This is a genomic window from Nocardia sp. NRRL S-836 (assembly GCF_001279525.1).
Lineage (GTDB): Bacteria > Actinomycetota > Actinomycetes > Mycobacteriales > Pseudonocardiaceae > Lentzea.
The window spans coordinates 47877-74128 of the sequence record NZ_LGDY01000115.1; the positions used below are offsets into that span (position 1 = coordinate 47877).

Sequence of the window (26252 nt, forward strand, 5' to 3'; positions counted from 1 at the left end):
GACCAGGGAACCAGCCAGGAAAGGAGGAGGGCTGATGAAGGCTGTTGTGTGGCACGGCGTGGGCGACATCCGGCTGGACGAGGTGACTGATCCGCGCATCCAGGAGCCGACCGACGCGGTCATCCGCATCACCCGCAGCGCGATCTGCGGCACCGACCTGCACATGGTCAGGGGCACGATGCCGGACATGGTCGAGGGCACCGTCCTCGGCCACGAGGCGGTCGGCGTGGTCGAGGAGGTCGGCGCGCAGGTCCGCGGCTTCACGCCCGGTGACCGGGTCGTGGTCACCTCCACGATCGGGTGCGGCACCTGTTCCTACTGCCGTGCCGGGTACTTCGCCCAGTGCGACACCGCCAACCCGAACGGACCGGAGGCGGGTACCTGCTTCTTCGGCGGTCCGAAGTCGACCGGTCCCGTCGACGGCCTGCAGGCCGAGTACGCGCGGATCCCGCACGCCATGACGGCGCTGGTGCGGGTGCCCGACGCGGTGAGCGACGACCAGGCGATCCTGCTCTCCGACATCTTCCCGACGGCGTGGTTCGGTGCCCGGCTGGCCGAGGTCGGCTCCGGTGACACCGTGCTCGTGCTGGGAGCGGGCGTGGTCGGCCAGTTCGCGATCGCGTCGGCGAAACGGCTGGGCGCCGGCCGGGTGATCGTCGTCGACGGCATCGAGTCGCGGCTCGCCAAGGCCCGCGAGCAGAACGCCGAGACGGTGAACTTCAACTCCGAGGACCCCACCGAGGTCGTGAAGGAGCTGACCGGCGGCATCGGGCCGGACCGCGTGATCGAGGCGGTCGGTGTCGACGCCGAGAAGCCCGACGACAAGCCGTCCGGCGAGCAGTGGAAGCCGGGTGACGCGCCGGAGCAGGCCCTGAAGTGGGCGGTCGAGATGGTCGCGAAGGCCGGCTCGATCGGCATCATCGGCGTCTACCCACCGGGGTTCGAGCAGTTCCCGATCGGCGAGGCGATGAACAAGAACCTCACCCTGCGGATGGGCAACTGCAACCACCGCCGCTACCTGCCGCGGCTGCTCGACCTCGTCGTCTCCGGCGTCGTCGACCCCACGGCGTTCATCACCCAGCACGAGAAGCCCAGCTCCGCGATCGAGGCGTACAAGTCGTTCGACCTGCGCGAGGACGGCTGGCTGAAGACGGTTCTCGATGTCGCCTGAACGGGTGGTCGTCACCGGCGGTGCGGGCTTCCTCGGCTCGCACGTGTGCGAGGCGCTGCTGGAGGAGGGCGCCCAGGTCGTGTGCGTGGACGACTTCCGCACCGGCTCGCGCGCCAACGTGCCGGACGGCGTCGGCGTGGTCACGGCCGACGTCTCCCGGCCGCTCGACCTGCTCGGCCCCGTCGACCTGGTGCTGCACCTGGCGTGCCCCGCCTCGCCGGCCGACTACCTGCGCATGCCGGTGGACACGTTGCGCGCCGGGGGTTTCGGCACCTATCACGCGCTGGACCTGGCGCGCCGCAAGGACGCCCGCGTCGTCGTGGCGTCCACGAGCGAGGTCTACGGCGACCCGCTGGAGCACCCGCAGCGCGAGTCGTACTGGGGGCACGTGAACCCGATCGGCCCGCGCAGCGTCTACGACGAGGCCAAGCGGTTCGGCGAGGCGATGACAATGGCGTTCCGGCAGGAACACGGCGTGAACGCGGGCATCGTGCGGATCTTCAACACCTACGGGCCGCGGATGCGCGCACACGACGGCCGCATGATCCCGACGTTCCTGCGGCAGGCGCTGGCGGGCGAACCGCTGACCGTGCACGGGGACGGCCGGCAGACCCGGTCGCTGTGCTACGTCTCGGACCTCGTGCGCGGGCTGCTCGCGATGGCCCGCACCGACCAGTCCGGCCCGATCAACCTCGGCAACCCGGCCGAGGTGACCGTGCTGGACGTCGCCCGCAAGACGATCGAGGTCACCGGCAGCTCGTCGGAGATCTGCCACGTCGAGGCGATGACCGACGACCCGCGGCGCCGCCGCCCAGACATCGCGCTGGCGCAACGGGTGCTCGGCTGGCAGCCCCACGTGCCGCTGGAAGAGGGACTGCGCTCGTTTGCCCGCGAGTTCGCAGGGTAGCCGCTCATCATGCGAGTTCTCGGTATCAACGCCGTGTTCCACGACCCGGCCGCAGCTCTCGTGATCGATGGTGAGACCGTCGCGGCGGCGGAAGAAGAACGCTTCTCCCGCCGCAAGCACGGCAAGCGCCCGGTGCCGTTCTCGGCGTGGGAACAGCCCGAGCTCTCCGCCCGCTGGTGCCTGGAGCAGGCCGGGCTGACGGCGGCGGACCTGGACGTCGTCGCCTACTCCTACGACCCGGACCTGGTCGACGCCCAGTACGCGCCGTGGGAGGACCTGCGCACGCAGTACGCACGCCGTGCGCCGCAGTTCCTGGCGTCCGTCCTGCCCGGCCTGGACCCGGACATCGTCCAGTTCGTGCCGCACCACGTCGCCCACGCGGCGTCCACCGGCCTCGCCGCGCCGTTCGCGGGCAACTGCGCCGTGCTGGTCGCCGACGGGCGCGGCGAGTGCGGCTCGCACCTCGCGGGCCGCTACGTCGACCAGGAGCTGACCACGCTGGCGGCGCAGCGGCTGCCGCACTCGCTCGGGCTGTTCTACGAAGACCTGACCGAGCACCTGGGCTTCCTGCGCTCCAGCGACGAGTACAAGGTGATGGCGCTGGCCTCGCACGCCAAGCCGGTGCACCTCGACCTGATGCGCGAGCACGTGGTGGTCCGCGACGGCGGCTTCGAGATCACGCCGTTCGACTGGAACACGCTGGCCAAGCAGCGGGCCGCCGACGGCGAGCTGACCTCGGAGCACGCGGAGCTGGCCGCGTCGGTGCAGGTCCGGCTCGAAGAGGTGCTGCTGGAGCTCGTCACGTGGCTGCACGAGCACACCGGCGAACGGCGGCTGGCCATGGCCGGTGGCGTCGCGCTGAACTGCGTGGCCAACACCCGGATCTTCGCCGAGGGACCGTTCGACGAGGTGTGGGTCCAGCCCGCCGCCGGTGACTCCGGCACCGCGCTGGGTGCCGCCCTGCACGCCAGCACCGACACGGTCGCGCCCATGCCGTCCGCGGCGCTGGGCCGCGGCTTCTCCGACGCCGAGATCGAGTCCGTGCTGAAGACCGCCGCCGTGCCTTACGAACGGCCGGCCGATGTCGCCGCCGAGGTCGCGCAGGCGTTGGCGGACAACAAGATCGTGGCCTGGTTCCAGGGCCGCAGCGAGTACGGCCCGCGGGCGCTGGGGCAGCGGTCGCTGCTCGCCAACCCGTGCTTCGCCGAGAACCTGACCCGCCTCAACGACGTCAAGGGCCGCGAGCAGTTCCGCCCGGTGGCACCGATGGTGCTGCTGGACCGCGCGGCCACGGTGTTCTCCCGCGGCCCGATCCCGAGCCCCTACATGCTGTTCGTGCACGACGTCCGTCCGGAGTGGACCGATCGCATCCCGGCCGTGGTGCACGTCGACGGCACCGCGCGCGCCCAGACCGTGTCCGGCGACCCGCTGCTGGAACGGATGCTGCGCGGCTTCGAGGCGCTCACCGGCGTTCCGGTGGTCGTCAACACCAGCCTCAACACGGCGGGCCGCCCGATGGTCGACAGCCCGCGCGACGCTCTGGAGTGCTTCGGCTCGTCGCCGGTCGACCTGCTCGCCATCGGACCGTTCGTGGTGCGCCGATGAGCTACTCGGTCGTGATCCCCACCGTCGGCCGGGACGCCCTCAACGACCTGCTCGACGTGCTGAACAACGGCCCGGGCCCGGAGCCGGTCGAGGTCATCGTCGTCGACGACAGCGACACCCGCAGGGGACCGGCCGCCGCGCGCAACGCCGGGTGGCGCGCGGCCCGTGGCGACTGGGTGGCCTTCGTCGACGACGACGTCGTGCTGCCACCGGACTGGAAGGTCCAGCTGGCCAAGGACCTGGAGGGCCTGGAGGACGACGTCGCCGCCACCCAGGCGAAGATCGTCGTGCCACTGCCGGCCGACCGCCCGCCGACCGACGCCGAACGCGGCACCGCCGGTCTGGCCGACGCCCTGTGGATCACCGCGGACATGGCGTACCGCCGGTCGGTCCTGCACCGCACCGGCGGCTTCGACGAACGGTTCCCCCGCGCCTACCGCGAGGACGCCGAGCTGGCGTTGCGGGTGCAGGACCTCGGATATCGGATCGTGCGCGGCGCACGGGTCACGACGCACCCGGTCAAGCCCGCGACCTTCTTCACCAGCGTCCAGCAGCAACGCGGCAACGCCGACGACGCCCTGATGCGCCACCTGCTCGGCCCGGGGTGGCGCACGCGCATCGGCGGCCGCCGCGGCCGGCTGCACGAGCACGCGCTGACCACCGGCGCCGCACTGGCCGCGGTCCTCTGCGGACTGACCGGCCACCGCCGTGCCGCACTGGCGTCGGCGGCGGTGTGGGCCGGACTGACCGCGCGCTTCGCGGCACAACGGATCGCACCGGGCCCGCGTGACGCCCGCGAGATCACGCAGATGGTGGTCACCAGCGCGGTCATCCCACCGGCGGCCTGCTGGCACCGGCTGCGCGGCGAGCTGCGGCTCCGGCGGGCGAGCCGATGAGGGTGCTCGTGCTGCGGGCGCTCGGCCTGGGCGACCTGCTGACCGCCGTGCCGGCGTTGCGCGGCCTGCGGGCGGCCTTCCCGGACGCCGAGATCACCCTCGCCGCACCGGCCTGGCTGGCCGACGCGGTCGACCGGATCGACGCCGTCGACCGGCTGCTGCCGACCGCCGAGCTGGCGCCGATCGCGTTCGAACGGCCCGACCTCGCGGTGAACCTGCACGGCCGCGGACCGCAGAGCGTCGAACTGCTGCGGGCGACGAACCCGCGCCGGTTGATCACGCACGAGGTGTGGCAGGAGGACCAGCACGAGGTGGTCCGGTGGTGTGAGCTGCTGGAGCGCAACGGCATCCCGTGCGACCCGGACGACCTGCGGCTGCCCGCCGTGGGACCGCGCACGAACCGGGTGGTGATCCATCCGGGTGCGAGCACGGGGGCGCGGCGGTGGCCGGCGGAGCGGTACGCGGCGGTGGCTCGTGCGCTGATCGGGGCCTTGCCGGACGCGGGTGCACCGGATGGGGGCCTGGGTGACGCGGGCATGGTCGCCGGCGCGTCGGCTGGCGCTGGTCTGGTTGGCGTTGCCGCGGCTGACAGCGGCTTGTCCGGCGGCGATCTGCGCGATGCGGGCTTGGCTGGCGCTGCTTCGCCTGAGGGCGGTCGGCCTGCGGCCGGTCTGCGCGACGCGTGCCTGCCCGGCGCTGCCTCGTCTGGGGCTGCCTCGTCCGACGGCGGTCGGCCCACAGCCGATCCGCGCGGTGCGCGCCTGGCTGCCGCATCCGCGCCTACCGCTGCCTCGGCTGGCGCTGCCTCACCTCACAGCGGCCCGGCTGGCTTTGCCTCGCCCCACGACGGCCCGCCTGCCGCCGCCGCGCCCAACGGTGGCCCAGCCGCCGGTCTGCCCGGCAAGGGCCCATCCGACGCCGGTCCGTCCGACCACACCCGGCGCGCGGCGTCCGGCCGGTCCGTCGTCGTCACCGCCGGGCCCGGCGAGCTCGACCTCGCCCGCGGGATCTCCCCCCACCCGTTCTCCGGCAGCCTGGCCCAGCTCCTGGACCTCGTCGCCACCGCACGCCTGCTCATCTGCGGCGACACCGGCGTCGCGCACGTGGCCACCGCCTACGGCACGCCGTCGGTGCTGCTGTTCGGCCCGATGTCACCCCGCCTGTGGGGGCCGCGGCACGGGCCGCACCGGGTGCTGTGGCACGGCCGGACCGGCGACACGTTCGCCGCGGAACCCGACCCAGGCCTGCTGCGGATCACCGTGGACGAGGTCCTGGACGCTGCTGGAGGTGTGTTGTGCGAGCCAAGCGAATCGGCGTCGTCGGCGCGGGTTACGTCGGTCTGACCACGGCGGCGTGCTTCGCGCACCTCGGCCACGAGGTCGTGTGCGCGGACGTCGACCAGACCAAGGTCGCGGCGCTCAACGCGGGCGAGGTCTGGCTGCACGAGCCGGGGCTGCGCGAGCTGGTCGAGCAGAACGGCGAACGGTTGCGGTTCGTCGTCGGCAACCGCGAGGCGCTGTCCGATGTGGACTTCGCGTTCGTCTGCGTGCCGACGCCGACCGGTACCGACGGTGCCGCCGACCTCACGGCGGTGGAGGCGGTCATCGGTGAGGCGCCGGACGGGTGCCGGCTCGTGCTGAAATCCACCGTGCCGGTCGGGACGGCCGCGCGGTACCCCGGCATCGTGTCCAACCCGGAGTTCCTGCGCGAGGGGCACGCGGTCGAGGACTTCCTGCGGCCGCAACGGATCGTCGTCGGCGCACGGGACGAGCGGCACGCGCGGGAGGTGGCGGCGCTCTACGCGGCGACGAACGCGCCGGTGGTGATCACCGACAACACGAGTGCCGAGCTGGTGAAGTACGCGAGCAACTGCTTCCTGGCGTTGAAGCTCTCCTACGTCAACACCCTGGCGGAGCTGTGCGAGCGGCTCGACGCCGACATCGACGGCGTCACCGAGGGCATGCGGCTCGACGACCGGATCGGCGGGTCCTGCCTGGAGCCGGGACCGGGCTGGGGCGGGTCGTGCCTGCCCAAGGACACGCTGGCGCTGCTGGCCACCGCGCGCGAGGCCGGGGTCGGCTTTCCCACGCTGGAGGCGGCGATCACCACGAACCGCCACCAGCCGCACCGGGTCGTGGACCGGATCAGGGCCGAGACCGGGTCCTTGCGCGGCACCAGGATCGGGCTGCTGGGGCTCACGTTCAAGGCCGGCACGAACGACCTGCGCGACTCACCGGCGCTCGCCGTCGCCGCGCTGCTCGCGGGGGAGGGCGCTCTGCTCACGGCCTACGACCCGTGCGTCAGCGCCGACCTCGACGGGATCACCGTCGTGGACAGCGCGGCCGCCGCGGCACGGGACGTGGACATGCTGGTGGTGCTGACGGAGTGGCCGGAGTTCGCCGAGCTGGACTGGCCGGAGCTCGCGCAGCACACGGCCATCCCGCGCATCCTCGACACCCGCAACGTGCTGCCGCGCGACAAGGTGACCGAGGCCGGGTTCCTGCTGGTCACGACCGGCCGCTGACCCCGAGGTGCACCACCTTCACGGTGGTCATCTCGTCCAGCAGCTCGGGTCCGTAGCCGAACCCGCTGCCCGAGGCGCCGCGCGGCTGTGCGGCGCCACCGGGTGCGCCGCCGAACACGTTGTTGACCTTCACCGTGCCGACCGGCAATGCCCGCCACGCGCGGGCCGCGTGCTCCATCGAACCGGTCAGCACGGTGGCCGCGAGCCCGTAGTCGCCCGAGCACGCCTGGGCCAGGCCCTCGTCGAAGGTCGGCACGAGCTGCACCGGCGCCACCGGGCCGAACGTCTCCTCGCACATGATCCGCATCGCGGCCGTGCAGTCGGTCAGCACGGTCGCGGGGTAGAACGCGCCGCGGCCGGACGGGATCTCGCCACCGACCAGCGCCCGTGCCCCCGCCGTGACCGCGTCGGCGACCTGGGCGTGCACGAACTCCCGGTGCCGGACGTCGACCAGCGGCTGCGGCTGCTCGTTCCACTCGCGCGCCAGGCGGACCAGCTCCTCCAGGAACGGCACGGCGATCGACTTGTGCACGTAGATCCGCTCGACCGACACGCAGATCTGCCCGGCGTTCGCGAACGCCCCGAGCGCCGCCTGCGCCGCCGCCCACTTCGGGTCGACGTCGTCGTCGATCAGCAACGGGTCGTTGCCGCCGTTCTCCAGCAACAGCTTCGCGCTGGACGACGCCGCGATGGCCCGCCCGGTCGCGGTGCTGCCGACGTGCGCGACGACGTCCACGTCACCGCGCACCAGCGCGGCGCCGACCGTGCCGTCACCGACCAGCGTCTGCAGCACGCCGGACGGGAAGAGCGGGCGCAGGACCGTGTCGAGCAGCAGCCCGGTGTGCGGGCAGCGTTCGCTGGGCTTGTGCACCACGGTGTTGCCGGTGACCAGCGCCGCGCCGAGCAGGCCGCACGCCACGGCGACCGGGTCGTTCCACGGCGTCAGCGCCACCACCACGCCGCGCGGCTCGGGGATCATGAAGTCGACCGCGGTGCCGTGCAGCGACCGGCCGCGGTGCAGCGGGCCGAGCTCGGCGTACTGCGCCAGCGTGCCCGCGCCCGCGAGCACGCCCTCGCGCGCGGAGGCGAACGGCCGCCCGGTCTCGGTCTCGATCACCGTCGCCAGGTCGTCCGCCCGCGCCTTCAGCTCGGCGGCCGCCCTGGCGACCACCGCACCGCGTTCGGCCGCCGGCAGGGCCGCCCAGGACACCTGAGCCGTGCGCGCGGCGGCCAGCGCGGCGGTCACGTCGTCCTCGCCGGCTGCGGGCAGCCAGCCGACGGGCTGGTCGTCGAGGGGGCTGTGGACGTCGATGGCGTGCATGGCGGTCATGTCAGCCGGGTAGCCCAGCTGAGCAGGGAGAAACCTGGGAGGAGAGTCATGCCCGGACGCGAGGAACTGCCCAGCACGGTGGCCCGCTCGTCGAAGAAGGCCCAGCGCACGTGGATCAAGGCGCACGACTCGGCGGTGGAGACCTACGGCGAGGGCGAACGCGCGCACCGCACCGCGTTCTCCGCCCTCAAGCACAGCTTCGAGAAGGTCGGCGACCACTGGGAGGCCAAGGACGAGAAGGGACCGTCCGACGCGCAGGCCGAACGCAGCACCCCTGCCCAGGGCGACACAGCCGGTGGCGTGGACGCGAACGCGAGCAAACAGCACCTCTACGACGTGGCGAAGCGGCTGGAGATCGAGGGCAGGTCGCGGATGACCAAGGACGAGCTGGTCGAGGCGATCGGCAAGGCGAACAACCGCGCGACGGCACGAGCCCGCTCGTGAAGGTCGTCGTCACCGGCGCGACCGGCAACGTCGGCACCGCCCTGCTGCGCAGGCTCGCCCGGGAGCCCGACATCGAGGTGCACGGCATCTCGCGCCGCCGTCCCGGCAACGCCGAGCCCTACCGCGGCGTGCGGTGGACCCCCGTCGACATCGGCCGGCCGGGCGCGGAGGAGGTGCTCACGTCCGCGTTCGAGAACGCAGACGCGGTCGTGCACCTGGCGTGGCTGATCCAGCCGTCCCACGACGAACGGGAGCTGTACCGCACGAACGTCGCCGGCTCGTCGCGCGTGTTCACCGCCGCCGTCGAGGCGGGCGTCGGGCACCTGGTGCACATGTCGTCGGTCGGCGCGTACTCGCCGGGCCCGAAGGACCGCCGCGTCGACGAGTCGTGGCCGGTCAGGGGAGTGCGCACGTCGTTCTACAGCAGGCACAAGGCCGCGGTGGAACACCTGCTGGGCCAGTTCGAGTCCCAGCTGCTGATCTCCCGGCCGCGGCCCGGCCTGATCCTGCAGTCCGACGCCGGGTCCGAGATCCGCGACTACTTCCTCGGCAGCCTGGTGCCGCGGTGGCTGTTCCGGCACCGGATCCCGGTGCTGCCGCTGCCGCCCGGCATGGTGCTGCAGTTCGTCCACGCCGACGACGTGGCCGACGGGCTGGCACGCATTCTGCGGCAGCGACCGCACGGCGGGGTGAACCTCGTGGCGGAGCCGGTCGTCACTCCCCGTGTTCTCGCGGACGTCCTCGGCGGACGGCACGTCCCCGTGCCGGCACGGCTGATGCGCCTCCTTGCGAACGTGTCGTGGCTGCTGCGCCTGCAACCCACCCCGCCCGGCTGGGTGGACCTGGCGCTGGCATCGCCGCTGCTCGACGCGTCGCGGGCGCGTGACGAGCTCGGCTGGGAGCCGGCGGTCGACTCGCGGGAAGCACTTCGCGCCCTCGTCCGAGGTATCGCCGCCGGTCAGGAGGTTGACCCCAGCCCCGTCCTCTGATCGGGGGAGAAGCGCTTCGCCGAGTAGCGTTTCAAGCCGTCGTTCTCGGCTAAATCTCCTATATGGACGGGACTTTCGACGCGGTCCTCTTCGACCGTGATGGCACGCTCATCCGGGACGTCCCGTACAACGGCGACCCGAGTGCGGTGACACCCATGCCGGGTGCCCGGGAAGTGCTGCGCGACCTGCGCGAACGCGGCCTGCGCACCGGGGTCGTGAGCAACCAGTCGGGCATCGGCCGCGGCCTGCTCACCCGCGCGCAGGTCGACGCCGTGAACGCACGGGTCGAGGAACTGCTCGGCCCGTTCGGCACCTGGCAGATCTGCCCGCACGCACCCGACGAGGGCTGCGCGTGCCGCAAACCGGCTCCCGGCATGGTGCTGGCCGCGTGCGAGGCGCTCGGCGTCAGCCCGCGGCGCACCCTGTTCGTCGGCGACATCGGCGCGGACGTCGAGGCCGCGCAGGCGGCCGGCGCGGTCCCGCTGCTGGTGCCCACCCAGGTGACCAGGCCGGAAGAGGTCTCCAGCGCGCCACACACCGCCACCGACCTGCTGGCCGTGCTGGAGCTGGCCCGATGAGGACGCTGGTGGCTCGGCTCGACAGCGATGGAGACGTACTGCTGGCCGGACCGGCGGTCCGTGCGGCCGCGGCGGCGGGCGAGGTCGTGCTGCTGTGCGGTCCGAACGGCGTCAGGGCGGCGGAGCTGCTGCCGGGCGTGAGCCGGATCGTCGAGTGGGAGTGCCCGTGGATCGTCAACCCGGCGTCGGAGGTGCGCCCGGTCGACATCGAGGCCGTCATCGCGCTGGTGCACGGCGTTCGCGCCGACGTGGCATTGGTGCTGACCTCGTTCCACCAGAGCCCGTTGCCCACCGCTCTGCTGCTGCGCCTCGCCGGGGTGCCGCGGATCGTGGCGCGGTCGACCGACTACCCCGGTTCGCTGCTGGACGTGCGGCTGCGCGACGACCCGGACGTGCCGGAGGCGCAACGGGCGCTGGAGGTCGCGCGGGCCGCGGGGTTCGAGCTGCCGGAGGGTGACGACGGCCGGCTCGCCGTCCTCGACCCGCCGCGGACGAGCCTGGAGGGTCCGTACGTGGTGGTGCACCCCGGTGCGACGGCACCTGCCCGCACCTGGTCACCCGACCGGTGGGCCAAGGCGGTGGTCGCGCTGACCGCCGCAGGGCACCGGGTGGTCGTGACCGGCGGGCCGGACGAGGTCGAGCTGACCGGCCACGTCGCCGGCGCGTGCGGAACCGACCTGGGCGGGCGCACCGACTTCCGCGAGCTGTCCGGGGTGCTGGCCGGTGCCGACGCGGTCGTCGTCGGCAACACCGGGCCCGCCCACCTCGCGGTCGCCGTCGGCACACCGGTCGTGTCGCTGTTCGCGCCGGTCGTGCCCGCCACCCGCTGGGCGCCGCACGGCAAGCACGTGCTGCTCGGCGACCAGAACGCACCGTGCCGGGGCACCAGGGCGCGCGAGTGCCCGGTGCCCGGCCACCCCTGTCTCGACCAGATCGACCCGGCCGCCGTCGTCGCCGCGGTCGCGGAGGTGACGGCGTGAGGATCCTGCTGTGGCACGTCCACGGTTCGTGGACGCATTCGTTCGTCCAGGGTGGGCACGAGTACCTCATCCCGGGGCCGCCGGAGGGCATCGGGCTCGCGGGCCGGCCGTGGGCCGCCCGCGAGGTGTCACTGTCCGAAGTGGACCCGGATGTCGCCGTGGTGCAGCGCGTGGAGGAGCTTTCCGAGGTGCCGCGCGGCATCCCGGTCGTGTACCTGGAGCACAACACGCCCAAGGCACCGGCCCAGCGGCACCCGCTGGCCGACTGGGACGGGACGCTGGTCCACGTCACCCACTTCAACGACCTGATGTGGGACTGCGGAAACACCCGCACGGTCGTGATCGAGCACGGCGTCGTCGATCCGGGGCCGCTCTACACCGGCGAGCTGCCGCGAGCGGCGGCCGTGATCAACGAACCGGTGCGGCGCGGCCGGATCGTGGGCACCGACCTGCTGCCGCGGTTCGACCCGATCGACGTGTTCGGCATGGGCACCGAGGAGATCGGCGGCATAGGCGACCACGACCTGCCGTCGCTGCACCGGGAGCTCGCGCGCCGCCGCGTCTACGTGCACACGCCGCGCTGGACCTCGCTGGGACTCTCGCTGCTGGAAGCGATGCACATCGGCATGCCCGTGGTCGCGTTGGCGTGCACGGAGGCGGTGCGCGCAGTGCCACCCGGAGCCGGTGTGGTGTCAACGGATGTGGAGGAACTGGTGCGTGCGGTGCGAGAGCTGGTCGCTGATCCGGCTCTCGCGCAGGAGATGGGCAAACGGGCTCGTGAGCACGCGTTGGCCCGGTACGGGCTCGAGGCGTTCCTGCGGAGCTGGGACGTGGTGCTGAAGGAGGTGTGGGTCGGATGAGAATCGCAATGGTCTCTGAGCACGCCAGCCCGCTCGCCACATTGGGCGGCGCGGACGCGGGCGGTCAGAACGTGCACGTCGCCGCACTGGCGGCAGCGCTGGTGCGGCGGGGGCACGACGTCGTCGTCCACACCCGCCGCGACCGCGAGGCGTTGCCCGACCGGGTGCGGACCCCGGACGGGTACGAGGTCGTGCACGTGCCCGCCGGGCCACCGCACGAGGTGCCCAAGGACGAGCTCCTGCCGCACATGACGGAGTTCGGCCGGCACCTGCTGGAGGACTGGCGGGAGCAGCGGCCCGACGTGGTGCACAGCCACTTCTGGATGTCCGGCCTCGCCTCCGCGCTCGCCGCCCGGCGCTCGCGCGTCCCGGTCGTGCACACCTACCACGCGCTCGGCACCGTGAAGCGCCGCCACCAGGGCGACCGCGACACCAGCCCGCGGCAACGGGTCGCGGTGGAGCGGCTGGTCGGGCACGAGGTGGCCGCCATCGCCGCGACCTGCGAGGACGAGGTGCGCGAGCTGCTCGACATGGGGCTGCGCCGCGACAAGATCACGATCGTGCCCTGCGGCGTCGACCCCGACCTGTTCGACGTGGCCGGCCCGGTGGCACCCCGCTCGGCACCGCACCGGATCGTGTCCGTCGGCAGGCTGTTGCCGCGCAAGGGTTTCGACGACCTGCTCGCCGCGCTGCCGCTGGTGCCCGGCACCGAGCTGGTGATCGCGGGCGGACCGCGCGACCTCACCACCGATCCCGAGGCACGACGGCTCACCGCGGTCGCGGAGTCGCTCGGTGTCGCCGACCGCGTCCACCTCGCCGGACAGGTCGCCCGCGCCGACATGCCCGCGTTGCTGCGTTCCGCCGACATCGTGGCGTGCGTGCCCTGGTACGAGCCGTTCGGCATCGTGCCGTTGGAGGCAATGGCGTGCGGCGTCCCGGTCGTGGCGTCGGCGGTCGGCGGTCTGACCGACACCGTTGTGGACGGCGTGACCGGTGTCCTCACCGAGCCCCGCGACCCGCGCGCCCTCGGCCGGGTGCTGCGCAGGCTGCTGGCCGACCCGTCACGCCGCGCGGCCTACGGCATGTCCGGCCGGGACCGGGTCGAGGCCAGGTACACCTGGGACGGCGTCGCGGCCCGCACGGAGCTCGTCTACCAGAGCCTGGCCGCGACCGGACGGCTCGCCGCCACCGACCGGATGGCGGTGGCCCGGTGACCCTCGAAAGCCACCTCGCCGGCCTGAACGAGACGCTGGCCGGCCTGCAGGCCCAGGCCTCGCGCGTGCACCGCTGGGGAGCCCGCCTCGCCCGGCTGCTGTCCTCCGACGGCCGGTTGCTGGTCGCGGGCAACGGCGGGTCCGCCGCCGAGGCGCAGCACCTGACCGCCGAGCTCGTCGGCCGCTACCGGCACGACCGGCGGCCGTTCTCCGCGCTGGCGTTGACCGCGGAGACCTCCAGCATCACCGCGATCGCCAACGACTACGGCTACGACCAGGTGTTCGCGCGCCAGGTGCTCGCGCACGCCCGGCCCGACGACGTGGTCCTGCTGCTGTCGACGAGCGGCAAGAGCCCGAACCTGCTGGAGGCGGCACGGGCCGGCCGGGAGGCGGGGGCGAACGTGTGGGCGCTGACCGGGCCGGTGCCGAACCCGCTGGCGGCGCTCGCGGACGACACGCTGTCGTTGCCGGGCGACCCGTGCCACGTGCAGGAGGCGCAGCTGGTCGTGGTGCACGCGCTGTGCGAGGCCTTCGAGGCGGCGCTGCAGTCCGCGAACCGGAGGGCGTCGTGAAGCTGGTCGTCGTGGGAGACGCGCTGCTCGACGTCGACATCACCGGCACCGTCACCAGGGTCTGCCCGGACGCGCCCGCGCCCGTGCTGGACGTGGCCGACGAGCACGCCAGGGCCGGCGGTGCCGCACTGGCCGCGACCATGGCGGCCCGCGACGGCCTCGACGTGACGCTGGTCAGCGCGCTGTCCGACGACGAGGCGGGACAGCGGCTGCGCGGTCTGATCGACGTGCCCACGGTGCTCGGGCGGTGCGGACCGGTGCCGGTGAAGACCCGGCTGCGCAGCGGTGGAACCTCGCTGGCGCGCGTGGACCGCGGTGGCAGCGGTGCGCCGCCACAGGTCACCGACGAGATGCTCGACGCCGTGCTGGCGGCGGACTTCGTGCTCGCCTCCGACTACGGCCGCGGCCTGCTGCGCGACGAACGCCTCCGCTCGGTGCTGACCCGCGTGCCGGTGGTGTGGGACCCGCACCCGCGCGGTCCGCGGCCGGTGCCCGGCGTGCGGCTCGCGACGCCCAACCTCCCGGAGGCCACCGCGTTCAGCGGCACCGCGGACGCCGAGCAGGCCGCGCGCATGCTCCGCGAGACGTGGCAGGCGCGGTGCGTGGTCGTGACGCTCGGCAAGTCCGGTGCGCTGCTCCACTGTGGAGGGACGCCGGTCGCCGTGCCCGCGCCGGTGGTCCCGGCGTCGGACCCGTGCGGCGCGGGGGACCGGTTCGCCGTCGCGGTGACCGCGCGGCTCGCCCGGGGTGCCGCACCGGACGACGCCGTGGCCGACGCGGTGGCCTGTGCGGCGGAGTTCCTGGCGCAGGGCGGGGTGTCCGGCATGCGCGCACAACCGGCGTCCACCGTGGACGAGGTGCGCAGGCGGGGCGGGGTCGTGGTCGCCACCGGCGGCTGCTTCGACGTCCTGCACCCCGGCCACGTGCGGATGCTCGCGGCGGCACGGGCGCTGGGCGACTGCCTGGTGGTGTGCCTGAACTCCGACCAGTCGGTGCGGCGCCTCAAGGGCGAGCACCGGCCGGTCAACGGCCAGGCCGAGCGGATCGAGGTGCTCAAGGCGCTGGAGTCCGTGGACGACGTGGTCGTGTTCGGCGAGGACACCCCGGAGAACGTCCTGGGCCGGCTGCGCCCGGACATCTGGGTGAAGGGCGGTGACTACACCGCCGAACTGCTTCCGGAGACCGCGGTGGTGCGGCGCTGGGGCGGGCGCACCGTCGTCGTGCCCTACCACCGCGGCCATTCGACGACCGAGATCCTGTCGAGGAGGGCTTGATGAAGGTGCTGGTGACCGGCGGTGCGTCCGGTTTGGGCGCGGCTGTCGCGGACGCGGTGCGCGAGGCGGGCGGAACCCCGTTGGTGCTGGACAAGTCGGCGCCGCGCAACGCGCACGACTTCGAACTGGTCGACCTCGCGGACGGCCGGGCCGCCGAGCAGGCCGTGCGCGTGCTCGCCGAGCGCAACGGCGGTCTCGACGCCGTGGTGACCGCGGCGGGCATCGACCGGTGCGGCACGCTGGAGGAGGTGCCCGCCGACGAGTGGGAGAACGTGGTCCGGGTGAACCTGTTCGGCACCGCCGCCGTGATCAGGGCCGCGTTGCCGCACCTGCGCAACGGCCGGGTGGTGACCGTCGCGTCCACCCTCGGCCTCAAGGCCGTCAGCGACGCCACGGCCTACTGCGCCTCGAAGTTCGGCGTCGTCGGCTTCACCCGCGCGCTGGCGGCGGAGACGGCCGGACGGGTCGGCGTCACGCTGATCGTGCCCGGCGGCATGCGCACGAAGTTCTTCGACGACCGCACCGAGCAGTACCGGCCGAAGGACCTCGACCAGCTGAACCCGCCCGACCGGGTGGCGGCGGCGATCATGTTCGCACTCACCCAGCCGCCCGGCTGCGAGGTGCGGGAGCTGGTGATCGCCCACGCGCAGGAACCGTCCTGGCCGTGAACGAGCTCGACGAGGAATCCCAGTGGGACAGCGAGCTGCTACCGGCCCGGCGGCCGCGACAGTTCATCATCGCGGCCAGCCTCACCGCACGCGGCGGCCTGCTGTGGTTACCGGTCGCCGGGGCCATGGCCCTGACCGGCCGCCCGCAGGCCGCGAAACGCGCCCTGCTCGCCGCCGCGGTGGCGATGCCGCTGGGCCACCTGATCAGCCTGGTCGTGCACCGGCGGCGGCCGCACTCGACGCTGCCGGCCCGCCGCGCACTGCCGGAGCACCCGGAGTCGTCGTCGTTCCCGTCCAAGCACGCGATGACGGCCGCCGCGTTCGGCACCGTCACGATGCTGGACGACCCACCGGCCGGCGCGTTCGTCACGCCGCTGGTGCTGCTCGTCGCCTACAGCCGGCTGCGCACCCGCGTGCACTGGCCCACCGACGTCCTCGGTGGGCTGGCGCTCGGCGTGCTGGTCGGTGCGGCCGTGCGGGCGGGGGCCAAGCGCCTGGCGGGCTGACACCGGCGACGACGCCTCGGGCGGCGTGATCGGGCGCGTACCGGCTCGGGCCGGGCTCAGGCAGCTCCTGAGCCCGGCCCGCCCAGCTCACGCCGGGATCGGGTGCTCGGCCAACGCCCGCGCCACGGCGTACAGGTTGGCCGCCATCGTGCGACCGGTCTTCTCCGACCACTCATGACCCTCGTCGGTCTCCGAGTAGCTCGGTCCCGGTCCGGGCCCGCGGTTCCAGTACGTCCACGCCTGGCCGGGGATCGTGTAGCCGATGTCGCCGAGCCCGCCGGCGATCTCGCTGATCACGTGGTGCGCGCCGTCCTCGTTGCCCGTCACGACCACGCCCGCGACCCGGTTGTAGGCCACCGGCCGCCCCTCGTCGTCGGTCTCGGAGATCATCGCGTCCATCCGCTCCAGCGCCCGCTGCGCGAACGACGACGGCCGGCCGACCCACGTCGGCGTCGCGAAGACGAGGATCTCGGCCTGCAGCAACTCCGCGTGGACGCGCGGCCACTCGTCGCCCTCGCCCAGGTCGGTGGTCACACCCGGCGGGATGTTCAGGTCCGCCAGCCGGAACGTGGTGACCTCGACGCCCTTCCGCACGAGCTCGTCGGCCACCACCCGGGCGAGCAGGTCGGTGTTGGACTGGTCGGGGGACTTCTTCAAGGTGCAGTTGAGCACCACGGCACGCATCAGGGCTGCCTCCACTTCTCGTCGGTGAGCAGTTGGCTCGCTTGCGGGCCCATCAGTGACATCCCGCCGTCCACGACGATCGAGGCACCGGTGACGTACCCGGCGGCCGGCGTGGTCAGGAATGCCACCACCGCCGCCACCTCAGCGGCGTGCCCAGGCCGGCCGAGCGGGACGCCCGGCCGCGGCTCGGTGCGCGGGTCGACGTCCTCCTGGCCGGTCATCGGCGTGGAGATCTCGCCCGGTGCCACCGAGTTCACGGTGATGCCGTGTTCGGACAGCTCCAGCGCGAGCACCTCGGTGAGCGCGCCGAGACCGGCCTTCGCGGCGCAGTACGGCGCGGCACCCACCCGTGGCAGGTGCTCGTGGACGGAGGTGATGTTGACGATCCGGCCGCCGCGGCCACCGGCGATCATGTGCTTCGCGGCCAGCTGACAGCACAGGAACGCGCCGTCCAGGTCGACCGAGAGCACCTCGCGCCACTTGGCGAACGACATGTCCAGCGCCTTCTCGCTGCTGCCGGTGCCCGCGCAGTTCACCAGCACGTCGAGGCCGCCGAGCTCCTCGGCCAGCTCGTCGACGGCACCGGCCGCCGCGGGCAGGTCCGTGAGGTCCATGCGGCGCACGGCACACCGGCCGCCCGCCTCGTGGATCTCGGCGGCGGTGCGCCCGGCACCGTCGGCGTCGGCGTGGAACGTGATGCCCACGTCCACGCCACCGCCGGCCAGCGCGACGGCGATCGCCTTGCCGATGCCGGAGTCGGCGCCGGTCACGACCGCGCGAAGCGGTGCGCCGGCGCGGTCCTGGGGGAGGGGTGCGGTGGTCATCGGACGCGAGTACCCACGGGAGTCGCGGCCATGCGCAGCGTGAAGTGGTTCAGCGTCTTGGGCAGCGGTTCGGACAGCACCCCGGAGAACGTCAGGTGCTCGGTCAGCGCGTCGAGCATCGCACCCGCCGCGACCAGCACGAGGTCGCGGCCGGGGCACTCGCCGGGACCCGCGCTGAACGGCACGATCGCCGGGTCGCGCGGCCCGTCCCACAGCCGCGGCTCGTACCGGTCGGCGAACGGCAACCGGTCGGGGTCGCGGTGGAAGAACGGCGCGAACACCACGAACAGGGTGTTCTCCGGCAGCCAGGTGCCGTGCCAGCGGGTCGCGATCGTGCTCTCGCGCAGGATCACCGGCGTGGTCGGCCACAACCGCGCCGACTCCAGCACACCGCGGAACCCGCTGCCGCCCATGGCCAGCGCCCGCATCGTGACGATCCCGGCCGAGTCGAACGCGAACAGCCAGTGCGGCACCTGGCCCGCGATGTCCTCGCCGGAGGCGGCCAGGCTGCCCGCCTCGCGCCGGGCCAGGTGCTCGTCCAGGCGGCGCTGGAACCGTGCGCGCAGGTCTTTGTCCCGCGGGCGCAGGAACGCCCAGTTCGCGTTCTGCCGCAACGTCTTGAGGTCGTCGGTGAGCTGGTCGTCGTCGCGGGCGCCGTTGCCGAGCACGATCCTGCGCACGATCCGCCACCACGCCTGGCTGAACCCGGCCCAGGTCAGCTCGCCGTTGCTCATCACGTGCCTGACCAGCAGGTCGGCCTCGTCGCGGACGATCGCCTCGACCGGCACGTTCTCCGGCCGCAGCGCGCGCTCGTTCACCTCGCGCAACCGCGCGCGATCCGGTTCGTCCGAGATGAGCACCCCGTGCGGCTGGAAGTGCCTCAGCGCGGCCTTCTTCTCCCTGGTGGCGAGCGCGAACGGTTCCGGTGACTCGCGCAGCAGCCGCCCCACGTCGGCCGGGTCGACGAGCACGGCGACGCTGCGGCCGGTGATGCGCAGCCGCACGGGTTCCGGTCCGTACCGGTCGCGCAGGTGCCGCACCGTGTCGATGGCGGCGGAGTCGGACTGGAAGCGGTCTGCGAGCGCCATCACGCCCGGCCTGCGGACGATGACGCCTTTCGCGAGTGTCGGCAGCAACACGGTCGCGACCACGCGCGCGGTGTCGAGTCGTGAAGAGATGGCCATGTCACCCGGCTACCCGGCAGCGCACGTGTGAATCGGCTTGACAGGGGGTATTCGCCCGTCGGGAGGTCATCATGCCACGCGGATCGAACGCCAAACGTGAACGCCAGTACGAGCACATCAAGGACTCGGCCCGCAGCCGTGGTGAGTCACCCAAGCGGGCGAAGGAGATCGCCGCGCGCACGGTGAACAAGAACCGTGCCCAGTCGGGTGAGTCCAAGACGGCCAGCCGATCGTCCACGAAGGACAGGTCGCCGCAGCAGCGCGGCGGGCAGCGGTCGCACAGCGGCTCACAGGGTCCCACCCGCGACCAGCTCTACAACGAGGCGAAGCAGCGCGGCATCAGGGGCCGCTCCTCGATGACGAAGAAGGAGCTCGCCGACGCCCTCGGACACTGACGTGCCACCCACCACCGTCGAGGACAAGGCCTCCGCGCTGACGATCCTCACCACCGAGCACTACACGCTGCAGATGGTGCGCAGCGCGACGATCGCGGACGCGTCCAGCCGGGCCGGCCACCTGCTGACCACGATCTCGGCGTCGATGATCGCGCTGGGGTTCGTCGCGCAGGTCGTGCCGCTGCCGGTGCTGCTGACGCTGATGCTGGTGATCTTCACCGGCCTGTTCCTGATCGGACTGGCCACGCTCTTCCGCACGGTCGAGCTCGGCGTCGAGGACGTCCAGGCCGGCCTGGGGATCAACCGCATCCGGCACGTGTACGGCGACCTCGAACCGTCCACACGGGACGCGTTCGTCCGTCAGGTCCACGACGACACCCTCGGCGTCGAGGCCGACGCCGGTCAGACCGCCTGGCGCAACGCCCGGCGGCCCCGGCTGATCGGCACCGCGCTGAGCGTCGCCGGCCTCGTGAACCTCGTCAACGGCCTCGTGGCGGGCGCCATCGCCGGCGCCGCCACCGGCCTGATCGGCGCCGGGCTCACCTGGTCGATCGTCGTGGGAGTGGCCGCGGCCACCGTCGTGATCACCGCGTTCGGCGTGGCGCTCGGCCGGATCGGCCGGCGCGGTGTCGCTCCGATCAGCACCCGTTACCCCCGCAACTAGAAGGAGAACCGCCGTGCAGTACGACGTCGTCGACCTCATCATGCAGGACCACCGCGAGGTCGAGCGCCTGTTCGACGAGCTGAAGAACCACCCGGAGAAGCGACCACTGCTCACGCCCGTCCTGTGTGGACTGCTCGTCGCCCACAGCCGGGCCGAGGAAGCCGAGGTGTACCCCGTGGCCCAGCAGGAAGCCGGCGAAACCGACGAGGTCGAGCACAGCCAGGAGGAGCACGCCGAGGCCGAGCAGCTGCTCGCGAAGCTGCTCGACGCGGAGATGGACTCCCCGCAGTACGACCAGATGCTGCAGAAGGTCATCGACTCGATCACCCACCACGTGGAGGAGGAGGAGAAGACCGTGCTGCCGGGCATGCGCAAGCGGCTCAGCGCCGAGCGCCGCTACGAGCTGGGCGAGAAGTTCGCCCGCAGCCGCGCTGACCACCTCGGTGAGATGCCCGGCCAGGCCACCCGCGAGGAACTGCTGTTGCAGGCGAAGAACATGGGCCTCCCCAACGCCTCCAGCATGACCAAGGAAGAGCTGAAGCGGGAGCTGCAGAAGGCCGGCTCCTAGTCCCGAGCACCGCCGAACCGGGCCGCATCCGTGCGGCCCGGTTCAAGGTGTGCGGGCGTTTGTCGTGACTCGTCGCGGTTTTCCGAGGACACCGGGCCGGTGCTGCTCATCCCGAGCGCACCGGCACAACCGGCGATGTGACTGTGACTGCGTGCGGCCAAGCCGTGTGGCCAAGCCGCTTCTCGAACCCACGAGGTGACTGCGCGGTCAGGCTGCGCGCTTGGCCCCGGGACGTGCGCCGGCCCGTACCCCGCCACGGCGCCGACCGGGCCGGCGCATCGGCACGACGACCCCGCGGCACAGGATCCGACCAGCCACAGTGGACTGCGGCTGCGGCGGGATCGGGTCGGGGTCGGGACCGGCCGGGCGCGGCTGGTCCGGTCCGGGCTGCGGCGGCTCCGGCTGCGGCGGAACGGGCTGGCTGTCGGACGGCAGGCCTGCGGAAGGCGGAGTCATGTCAGCCGGATACCCACCACCACGCCGATCTCAACGTCGACCACGCGAGCAAGTTATTCGTGCTGACCACGAATTCGATCGATTCCGGCTAATGCGCGGAACACCTCACCCGACAACCCGCTGAGTCTTAGTGTTGTTCGGGGCCAGCTGAAGCGGGGGAGATCGCCGATGGTGACGACGGGGGACTGGTTCGTCAGCGAGGAACAGACCAGCGGCCTGGACTTCCACGGCGCGGTCGAGCTGGTGACGTTGCTGGACCGGCTGTCGCGGCGCCCGCGCTGGCCCGCGCGTGACGTGCCGCTGCCGATCCTGCTGCTGCACCGCCCGCCCGGCGAGGCCAGCCCGCTCGAAGCGCTCGCGACCAGGCCGGAGACCGGGCGGGGCAAACGGATCGCGTGCGCGCGGGTCAGCGGTGCGGAACCGGCGTCACGCGAGTCGGAACGCCACGTCCTCGATGACGCGGTCGGCCAGCTCGCCGGCAAGGTGCGCGGCGCGGCCCGGCTGCGGTTCCCCCACTACGCGCTGGTCGGGTGGCTGCTGGAGCTGACGCTGCCGGCCGACCTCGACGCCGAGGACGAGGAGCGCTACATCGCCCGCGCGTTCCGCGCCCACGTCCGCGGCCGCCTGCGGATGGCCACCGGGCCGGACGGCGCGCAGGACCTGGCCCAGGACTTCCCGTGGTGGATCCGGCTGGTCATCACCCTGGCGCCGCGGCTGGGGCTGGTGCTCACGGCGCTGCTGTGGCGGCCGGCGAACTGGGTGGGGGAGCAGCACGTCGGCGGCAGGTCGCGGCGCGGGCTCTACCGCCTCGCGCGCGCGTTCGTGAAGGAACGCCTGGCCGAACGGCACGCGAACGAGGTCGGTGACCTGCTGGTGCGCGCGTTCCTGGAGGACCTGCGGCGCTCGCACCGGCGGTGGTCGGTGTGGGGGACGGGCCGGCGGCGGACCGGGTACCCGTGGCTGCTGGTCGACGACGTCGCCGAGGGCAACACCGGGCGGTGGCTGCTCGACGCGATCGGCCGCGCCCGCAGCACCGTCCAGGGTGGACAGTCGTGGCGGGTGAACCCGCTGGACCGTCCCGATCCGCTGCTGGTGGTCGCGGCCACCGAGTCCGCGGAGGTGCCGAAGACGCACGCGGCCAACGTGGCCGCGGGCTACCGGACGTGGCTGAGCAGGCTCGCCCGGTCCGACAACTGGGTGCTGGAGCTGCAGACCGACCCGTCCGCCCCGGCGCACGGCGTGGTCGGCAAGCTGTCCGAGCTGCGGCCGATGTGGTTGCGCCGGGCCGTGGCCGCGCCGCTCGTGGTGGCGTTGCTCGCGGTCCTGGTGGCCGCGGTGCCGTTCGCGAACCACGCCCGGTGCGAGCCGTGGTGGTCACCGTCGCTGCGCACACCGCTGGAACGCGTCGGCGACGAGTGCATCGGCGTGTCAGCGGACCCGCTGCGCCACTTCGTGCCGCCGTCCGTGCCGGAGGAGGTGCGGCCCGCGCTGCAGGACGTCTACCGCCGGATCATGGCCGAGAACGACAAGGCGGCGACCCGGCCGGACGCGATCACGATCGTGTTCCTCAGCGTGCTGACCCCGAGCACCGCCAACAGCTACGCGGCGCTGGTCGAGGAGCTGCGCGGCGTGTGGGTGGCGCAGCGGACCAGCGACGTGCCGATCAGGATGTTGCTGGCCAACGGCGGTGAGGGACCGGGCGGCCGTGGCCTCGCCTCGGGCGACATCGCGGCGGACAAGATCATCGAACTCGCGGCGCGCGACCGCAGCGTGGTCGCGGTGACCGGGCTGTCGATCAGCACGGACACCGCGAAGTCGGTGGTGAAGCGGCTGGGCAGCAACGCGTTGCCGGTCATCGGCTCGCTCACCTCCGCCGACGACATGGCGGCGATCAACGAGTACTACTACCAGATCGGCCCCAACAACCTGCGCGAAGCCGCCGTGGCCGCGTTCTACGCCAAGCGCCGGCTGGGCGTGTCGAACGTGGCGATCTTCTACTCGGGCGACCCGACCGACCGCTACAGCCAGAACCTCGCCGACGACGCGAAGACCGCGTTCGCGTTGCTGGGCATCGCGATCGACCAGTACAAGTCCTACCGGGTGGCCAACGACGACGAGGGCCTCGCGCCGGCGAGCCTCGGCCAGGGCGCCTGCCCGTCCGGTGCGAAACCCGGCTACGCCGTCTTCTACGCCGGCCGCGCCCAGTTCCTCGCGGAGTTCCTGCGCGGCATGAACAGCAAGTGCCAGGGCAGCACACCACCGGTCATCGCGAGCGACTCGTCGACCCGGTTCATCCTCGAAGGCACGATGGCGCAGTTCCCCAACGTGCAGCTGGACTACGTGTCGTTCGCGAGCCCCGCCGCGTGGGCCGACTGCGCCAGGGTGCCGTTCTACAAGAACTACCTCGACGTGTTCGGCCAGACGTGCCAGCAGCTGGGCGACGGCCGGTCCGCCGCCTCCTACGACGCCATGCAGGTGCTGTCCGAGGGCATCCGGCAGGTCCGGCGCACCGATCCGGGCGCGCGGGTGCGGGAGGGGCTGCTCGCGGGCATCGGCAGCATCCGCCCCGACAACGCGATCCAGGGGGCCACCGGCAAGATCGGGTTCGGGGCCGCCACCCGGTTGCCGGTGGACAAGGCCGTGCTGGTGTTGCGCGCCAACACCGACCGGACCTCGACCCCCGTGCTGCTGTGCGGCGAGCTGCCGTTCCGCGCCGACCTCGCCGCGGGCCTCGAACCGGACGGCGGCTGCCCGCGCGACCCGTAGTGCCGTGGCCCGGGGACGTCCCGGGCCACGGCGCGGGGGACTAGCGTTCGCCGGCCAGGACGGGCTTCACGTCGACCACCGGTGTGCCGTCGATCGCCTCGAGCCCGGCGACCTGGAACCTCTGGCCGTCGACGGAGAGGATCCGCACCCGGTGCAGGCCGATCGGGTTCGGCCGGTCCGGCGACCGCGTGCTGAACACACCGGTCTCGGGCCGGTCCTGGTCGTCACGCGGGTGCACGGCGAGGACCGCGCGGTCGGCCTTGTCCAGCCAGGTCAGCAGCAGCACCTCCTGGCCGGCCCGCAGCTCCGTCATCGCCCGCGCGTACTGGGGCACGACGACGACCCACGCGTCCGGCGCGCCCTCGTCACCCTGCCTGGGTGCGGTGGAGCGGTCGGTGAGCGGTGACTCGACGTGCCCGATCGGGAACAGGTTCATGTGCCACAGAATGTCCGGTAGCTCTCGCTGAAGTCGCGCGGGGCCGGTTCCGCGTAGTGGTCCAGGCCTTCGCGCTGCTCGTACGGCCGGCGCACCGCGTCGAGCAGCCGTTCGAACGGGCCGAGGTCGCCGCCGGTCGCGGCCGCGAGCGCCTCCTCCACGAGGTGGTTGCGCGGCACGTACACCGGGTTGACCTCCGCCATCGCGGCGGTGTCCGGCCCGAGCTCGCGCCACCGCGCCAGCCACTCGTCGGCACCCGCGAGGTCGAGGACGAGGTCGCGCGGGTTGCCGCGGGTGAGGTGGTGGAAGAACGACGTGTAGTCGACGTGGTTCTCGTGCAACAGCTTGAGCAGGTCCTGCACGAGCTGCTCGTCGCCGACACCGCCCAGCTTGGCCCGCATGCCCTCGTGCCATGCGGCCAGGTAGAGCCCCTCGAACTCCTCCAGCACCGCGACGGCCTTCTTGACCGCCTGATCCTCGTCCGCGTCGAAGAGCGGCAGCAACGCCTCCGCCAGCCGCGCCAGGTTCCACTGCCCGATACCCGGCTGGTTGCCGTACGCGTAACGGCCGCAGTGGTCGATCGAGCTGTACACCGTCGCCGGGTCGTACGCCTCCATGAACGCACACGGCCCGTAGTCGATCGTCTCGCCGGAGATCGTCATGTTGTCGGTGTTCATGACACCGTGGATGAACCCGATGTGCATCCACTGCGCGATGAGCGCCGCCTGCTTGCGCACCACGGCCCGGTAGAACTCCAGGTAGTCGAGGCCGGGGTAGTGGCGCGCGATCGCGTGGTCCGCCAGCCGCCGCAGCAGGTCCAGGTCACCGGTGTTGCGCGCGTACTGGAAACTCCCGACCCGCAGGTGACTCGCCGCGACGCGGGCCAGCACCGCACCCGGCAACGGCGTCTCCCGGTGCACCGTCGCGCCGGTGGCCACAACCGCGAGCGACCGGGTCGTCGGAACCCCCAGCGCGTACATCGCCTCGCTGATCACGTACTCGCGCAACATCGGCCCAACCGCAGCCAACCCGTCCCCACCACGCGCGAACGGCGTCCGCCCGGACCCCTTGAGGTGCAGGTCGCGCACCTGCCCACCGGCGTCGATCTCCCCGAGCAGCAACGCCCTGCCGTCACCCAGCCTGGGCGAGTAGCCGCCGAACTGGTGCCCCGCATAGGCCTGGGCGACACCCCGCACCCCGCTGCCGACGAGGAACCCCAGCCCGTCACCGCGCAGCCAGGCGGGATCGAGGCCGAGTTCGCGGGCCAGCGGCTCGTTGAGGGCGAGCAGCGCCGGTGACGGGACCTCCGCCGCCTCCCAGGCGACGGCCATCTCCGGGACCGCGGTGGCGAACTGGTTGCCGAGACTGGTGCTCACGTCTTCCACGGTACGGGGGTGCCCGGCCACCCGCGTTCCACGCCTGGCACCACGGGGCGGGATCACAGCCGCCTTGCCTCGACGCGCCGCGCGGGGGCGTGCCGTGCACCGCAGCGGCGTGCACGGGCTGGGCGCCATCGCGGCCCGCGTGGAGGCGCCACCCCCGCGCCGTCGCCGCCCGCGTGGAGGCGCCCCCATGCCGCCGCAGCCCGTGCTCCAGCAGCCCGTGCTGCGGCGGCACGGCGCACGCGGCGCGCCACTGCTGCCGACACTGCAGCAGCTCGCGCAAACCCACAGGCCCACCGCCATGGCCTGTGTGGGCGCCCCGCAGAGCCGCAGCCGACACCGCTGGCCCGCGTGCCGAACCGGCCTCGCTCTGTC

The 26252-nt window shown here is 72.8% G+C and carries 26 protein-coding genes; 20 read left to right on the forward strand and 6 right to left on the reverse strand.

Annotation, left to right across the window (positions count from 1 at the left end; translation table 11 throughout):
* Positions 1-34: 34 nt before the first annotated feature.
* The 6 genes from ADL03_RS29440 to ADL03_RS29465 are packed head-to-tail and all read left to right on the forward strand — an operon-like array spanning position 35 to position 7103.
* Positions 35-1171: a zinc-dependent alcohol dehydrogenase gene (locus tag ADL03_RS29440; protein WP_053736830.1), complete on the forward strand. Its 1137-nt coding sequence runs from the start codon at positions 35-37 to the stop codon at positions 1169-1171.
* A complete protein-coding gene (locus tag ADL03_RS29445) occupies positions 1161-2078 on the forward strand; it encodes an NAD-dependent epimerase/dehydratase family protein (protein ID WP_053736831.1) in 918 nt (305 codons plus the stop codon). The genes ADL03_RS29440 and ADL03_RS29445 overlap by 11 nt, the downstream gene beginning before the upstream one ends.
* Positions 2079-2087: 9 nt before the next feature.
* Entirely contained in the window at positions 2088-3683 is a 1596-nt protein-coding gene (locus ADL03_RS29450; RefSeq protein WP_053736832.1) for a carbamoyltransferase C-terminal domain-containing protein, read from the forward strand.
* Entirely contained in the window at positions 3680-4579 is a 900-nt protein-coding gene (locus ADL03_RS29455; RefSeq protein ID WP_053736833.1) for a glycosyltransferase family 2 protein, read from the forward strand. Before ADL03_RS29450 ends, ADL03_RS29455 begins: the two co-directional genes overlap by 4 nt.
* Positions 4576-5922, forward strand: coding sequence for a glycosyltransferase family 9 protein (locus ADL03_RS49860; RefSeq protein ID WP_231642398.1), 1347 nt, complete (start codon positions 4576-4578; stop codon positions 5920-5922). Before ADL03_RS29455 ends, ADL03_RS49860 begins: the two co-directional genes overlap by 4 nt.
* On the forward strand, positions 5874-7103 hold the full coding sequence (locus tag ADL03_RS29465; protein WP_053736835.1) for a UDP-glucose/GDP-mannose dehydrogenase family protein: 1230 nt from the start codon (positions 5874-5876) through the stop codon (positions 7101-7103). The genes ADL03_RS49860 and ADL03_RS29465 overlap by 49 nt, the downstream gene beginning before the upstream one ends.
* On the opposite strand, the gene ADL03_RS29470 is transcribed toward ADL03_RS29465, so the two are convergent.
* The gene (locus ADL03_RS29470) at positions 7087-8433 is read right to left on the reverse strand and encodes an aldehyde dehydrogenase (protein ID WP_053736836.1); all 1347 of its coding nucleotides are present in this window, start codon (positions 8431-8433) and stop codon (positions 7087-7089) included. The two genes, ADL03_RS29465 and ADL03_RS29470, sit on opposite strands and share 17 nt — an antisense overlap.
* A 48-nt stretch (positions 8434-8481) precedes the next feature.
* Here ADL03_RS29470 and ADL03_RS29475 point away from each other — a divergent pair, with 48 nt between their 5' ends.
* The 10 genes from ADL03_RS29475 (at position 8482) to ADL03_RS29520 (ending at position 16518) form a co-directional block, all read left to right on the forward strand.
* Positions 8482-8877, forward strand: a complete 396-nt coding sequence (locus tag ADL03_RS29475; protein WP_053736837.1) for a ChaB family protein — start codon at positions 8482-8484, stop codon at positions 8875-8877.
* Positions 8874-9866 (forward strand): NAD-dependent epimerase/dehydratase family protein, encoded by a 993-nt coding sequence (locus ADL03_RS29480; protein ID WP_053736838.1) that lies wholly within the window; start codon positions 8874-8876, stop codon positions 9864-9866. The genes ADL03_RS29475 and ADL03_RS29480 overlap by 4 nt, the downstream gene beginning before the upstream one ends.
* Positions 9867-9928: 62 nt before the next feature.
* Positions 9929-10444 (forward strand): HAD-IIIA family hydrolase, encoded by a 516-nt coding sequence (locus ADL03_RS29485; protein WP_053736839.1) that lies wholly within the window; start codon positions 9929-9931, stop codon positions 10442-10444.
* A complete protein-coding gene (locus tag ADL03_RS29490) occupies positions 10441-11424 on the forward strand; it encodes a glycosyltransferase family 9 protein (RefSeq protein WP_053736840.1) in 984 nt (327 codons plus the stop codon). The genes ADL03_RS29485 and ADL03_RS29490 overlap by 4 nt, the downstream gene beginning before the upstream one ends.
* The gene (locus ADL03_RS29495; RefSeq protein ID WP_053736841.1) at positions 11421-12284 is read left to right on the forward strand and encodes a glycosyltransferase; all 864 of its coding nucleotides are present in this window, start codon (positions 11421-11423) and stop codon (positions 12282-12284) included. Before ADL03_RS29490 ends, ADL03_RS29495 begins: the two co-directional genes overlap by 4 nt.
* On the forward strand, positions 12281-13498 hold the full coding sequence (locus ADL03_RS29500) for a glycosyltransferase (protein WP_053736842.1): 1218 nt from the start codon (positions 12281-12283) through the stop codon (positions 13496-13498). Before ADL03_RS29495 ends, ADL03_RS29500 begins: the two co-directional genes overlap by 4 nt.
* Complete coding sequence (locus ADL03_RS29505) at positions 13495-14070, forward strand: SIS domain-containing protein (protein ID WP_053736843.1); 576 nt, start codon at positions 13495-13497, stop codon at positions 14068-14070. The genes ADL03_RS29500 and ADL03_RS29505 overlap by 4 nt, the downstream gene beginning before the upstream one ends.
* The gene (gene rfaE2 / locus ADL03_RS29510) at positions 14067-15344 is read left to right on the forward strand and encodes a D-glycero-beta-D-manno-heptose 1-phosphate adenylyltransferase (protein WP_053736844.1); all 1278 of its coding nucleotides are present in this window, start codon (positions 14067-14069) and stop codon (positions 15342-15344) included. Before ADL03_RS29505 ends, rfaE2 begins: the two co-directional genes overlap by 4 nt.
* Positions 15344-16012 (forward strand): SDR family oxidoreductase, encoded by a 669-nt coding sequence (locus ADL03_RS29515; protein WP_053736845.1) that lies wholly within the window; start codon positions 15344-15346, stop codon positions 16010-16012. Before rfaE2 ends, ADL03_RS29515 begins: the two co-directional genes overlap by 1 nt.
* Positions 16009-16518, forward strand: a complete 510-nt coding sequence (locus ADL03_RS29520; RefSeq protein ID WP_157529449.1) for a phosphatase PAP2 family protein — start codon at positions 16009-16011, stop codon at positions 16516-16518. The genes ADL03_RS29515 and ADL03_RS29520 overlap by 4 nt, the downstream gene beginning before the upstream one ends.
* An 87-nt stretch (positions 16519-16605) precedes the next feature.
* Here ADL03_RS29520 and ADL03_RS29525 read toward each other — a convergent pair whose 3' ends face one another.
* The 3 genes from ADL03_RS29525 to ADL03_RS29535 are packed head-to-tail and all read right to left on the reverse strand — an operon-like array spanning position 16606 to position 19210.
* Positions 16606-17202, reverse strand: coding sequence for a flavodoxin family protein (locus ADL03_RS29525; RefSeq protein ID WP_053736857.1), 597 nt, complete (start codon positions 17200-17202; stop codon positions 16606-16608).
* Positions 17202-18026, reverse strand: coding sequence for an SDR family oxidoreductase (locus ADL03_RS29530; protein ID WP_053736846.1), 825 nt, complete (start codon positions 18024-18026; stop codon positions 17202-17204). Before ADL03_RS29530 ends, ADL03_RS29525 begins: the two co-directional genes overlap by 1 nt.
* Positions 18023-19210 carry a cytochrome P450 gene (locus ADL03_RS29535; RefSeq protein ID WP_053736847.1) on the reverse strand — a complete coding sequence of 396 codons (1188 nt, stop codon included), beginning with the start codon at positions 19208-19210 and terminating at the stop codon, positions 18023-18025. Before ADL03_RS29535 ends, ADL03_RS29530 begins: the two co-directional genes overlap by 4 nt.
* A 71-nt stretch (positions 19211-19281) precedes the next feature.
* On the opposite strand from ADL03_RS29535, the gene ADL03_RS29540 reads away from it, so the two are divergent.
* The 4 genes from ADL03_RS29540 (at position 19282) to ADL03_RS29555 (ending at position 24059) form a co-directional block, all read left to right on the forward strand.
* A complete protein-coding gene (locus ADL03_RS29540) occupies positions 19282-19605 on the forward strand; it encodes a hypothetical protein (RefSeq protein WP_053736848.1) in 324 nt (107 codons plus the stop codon).
* Between the two features lies 1 nt (position 19606).
* Positions 19607-20269 (forward strand): hypothetical protein, encoded by a 663-nt coding sequence (locus tag ADL03_RS29545; protein ID WP_053736849.1) that lies wholly within the window; start codon positions 19607-19609, stop codon positions 20267-20269.
* Between the two features lie 13 nt (positions 20270-20282).
* Entirely contained in the window at positions 20283-20837 is a 555-nt protein-coding gene (locus ADL03_RS29550) for a hemerythrin domain-containing protein (protein ID WP_063798744.1), read from the forward strand.
* Positions 20838-21461: 624 nt separating this feature from the next.
* Positions 21462-24059: an ABC transporter substrate-binding protein gene (locus ADL03_RS29555; RefSeq protein WP_053736850.1), complete on the forward strand. Its 2598-nt coding sequence runs from the start codon at positions 21462-21464 to the stop codon at positions 24057-24059.
* A gap of 40 nt (positions 24060-24099) precedes the next feature.
* On the opposite strand, the gene tsaA is transcribed toward ADL03_RS29555, so the two are convergent.
* Together tsaA and ADL03_RS29565 are read right to left on the reverse strand one after the other, a co-directional pair.
* Positions 24100-24495: a tRNA (N6-threonylcarbamoyladenosine(37)-N6)-methyltransferase TrmO gene (gene tsaA, locus ADL03_RS29560; RefSeq protein WP_157529451.1), complete on the reverse strand. Its 396-nt coding sequence runs from the start codon at positions 24493-24495 to the stop codon at positions 24100-24102.
* On the reverse strand, positions 24492-25826 hold the full coding sequence (locus ADL03_RS29565) for a YdiU family protein (RefSeq protein WP_231642403.1): 1335 nt from the start codon (positions 25824-25826) through the stop codon (positions 24492-24494). The genes tsaA and ADL03_RS29565 overlap by 4 nt, the downstream gene beginning before the upstream one ends.
* Between the last annotated feature and the right edge of the window lie 426 nt (positions 25827-26252).

Bases quoted from the DNA above. Each gene is read 5' to 3' on its own strand.
- ADL03_RS29440 (WP_053736830.1), top strand. From the start codon at position 35: ATGAAGGCTGTTGTGTGGCACGGCGTGGGCGACATCCGGCTGGACGAG.
- ADL03_RS29445 (WP_053736831.1), top strand. From the start codon at position 1,161: ATGTCGCCTGAACGGGTGGTCGTCACCGGCGGTGCGGGCTTCCTCGGC.
- ADL03_RS29450 (WP_053736832.1), top strand. From the start codon at position 2,088: ATGCGAGTTCTCGGTATCAACGCCGTGTTCCACGACCCGGCCGCAGCT.
- ADL03_RS29455 (WP_053736833.1), top strand. From the start codon at position 3,680: ATGAGCTACTCGGTCGTGATCCCCACCGTCGGCCGGGACGCCCTCAAC.
- ADL03_RS49860 (WP_231642398.1), top strand. From the start codon at position 4,576: ATGAGGGTGCTCGTGCTGCGGGCGCTCGGCCTGGGCGACCTGCTGACC.
- ADL03_RS29470 (WP_053736836.1), bottom strand. From the start codon at position 8,433: ATGACCGCCATGCACGCCATCGACGTCCACAGCCCCCTCGACGACCAG.
- ADL03_RS29475 (WP_053736837.1), top strand. From the start codon at position 8,482: ATGCCCGGACGCGAGGAACTGCCCAGCACGGTGGCCCGCTCGTCGAAG.
- ADL03_RS29485 (WP_053736839.1), top strand. From the start codon at position 9,929: ATGGACGGGACTTTCGACGCGGTCCTCTTCGACCGTGATGGCACGCTC.
- ADL03_RS29490 (WP_053736840.1), top strand. From the start codon at position 10,441: ATGAGGACGCTGGTGGCTCGGCTCGACAGCGATGGAGACGTACTGCTG.
- ADL03_RS29500 (WP_053736842.1), top strand. From the start codon at position 12,281: ATGAGAATCGCAATGGTCTCTGAGCACGCCAGCCCGCTCGCCACATTG.
- ADL03_RS29515 (WP_053736845.1), top strand. From the start codon at position 15,344: ATGAAGGTGCTGGTGACCGGCGGTGCGTCCGGTTTGGGCGCGGCTGTC.
- ADL03_RS29525 (WP_053736857.1), bottom strand. From the start codon at position 17,202: ATGCGTGCCGTGGTGCTCAACTGCACCTTGAAGAAGTCCCCCGACCAG.
- ADL03_RS29530 (WP_053736846.1), bottom strand. From the start codon at position 18,026: ATGACCACCGCACCCCTCCCCCAGGACCGCGCCGGCGCACCGCTTCGC.
- ADL03_RS29535 (WP_053736847.1), bottom strand. From the start codon at position 19,210: ATGGCCATCTCTTCACGACTCGACACCGCGCGCGTGGTCGCGACCGTG.
- ADL03_RS29540 (WP_053736848.1), top strand. From the start codon at position 19,282: ATGCCACGCGGATCGAACGCCAAACGTGAACGCCAGTACGAGCACATC.
- ADL03_RS29555 (WP_053736850.1), top strand. From the start codon at position 21,462: ATGGTGACGACGGGGGACTGGTTCGTCAGCGAGGAACAGACCAGCGGC.
- tsaA (WP_157529451.1), bottom strand. From the start codon at position 24,495: ATGAACCTGTTCCCGATCGGGCACGTCGAGTCACCGCTCACCGACCGC.
- ADL03_RS29565 (WP_231642403.1), bottom strand. From the start codon at position 25,826: ATGGCCGTCGCCTGGGAGGCGGCGGAGGTCCCGTCACCGGCGCTGCTC.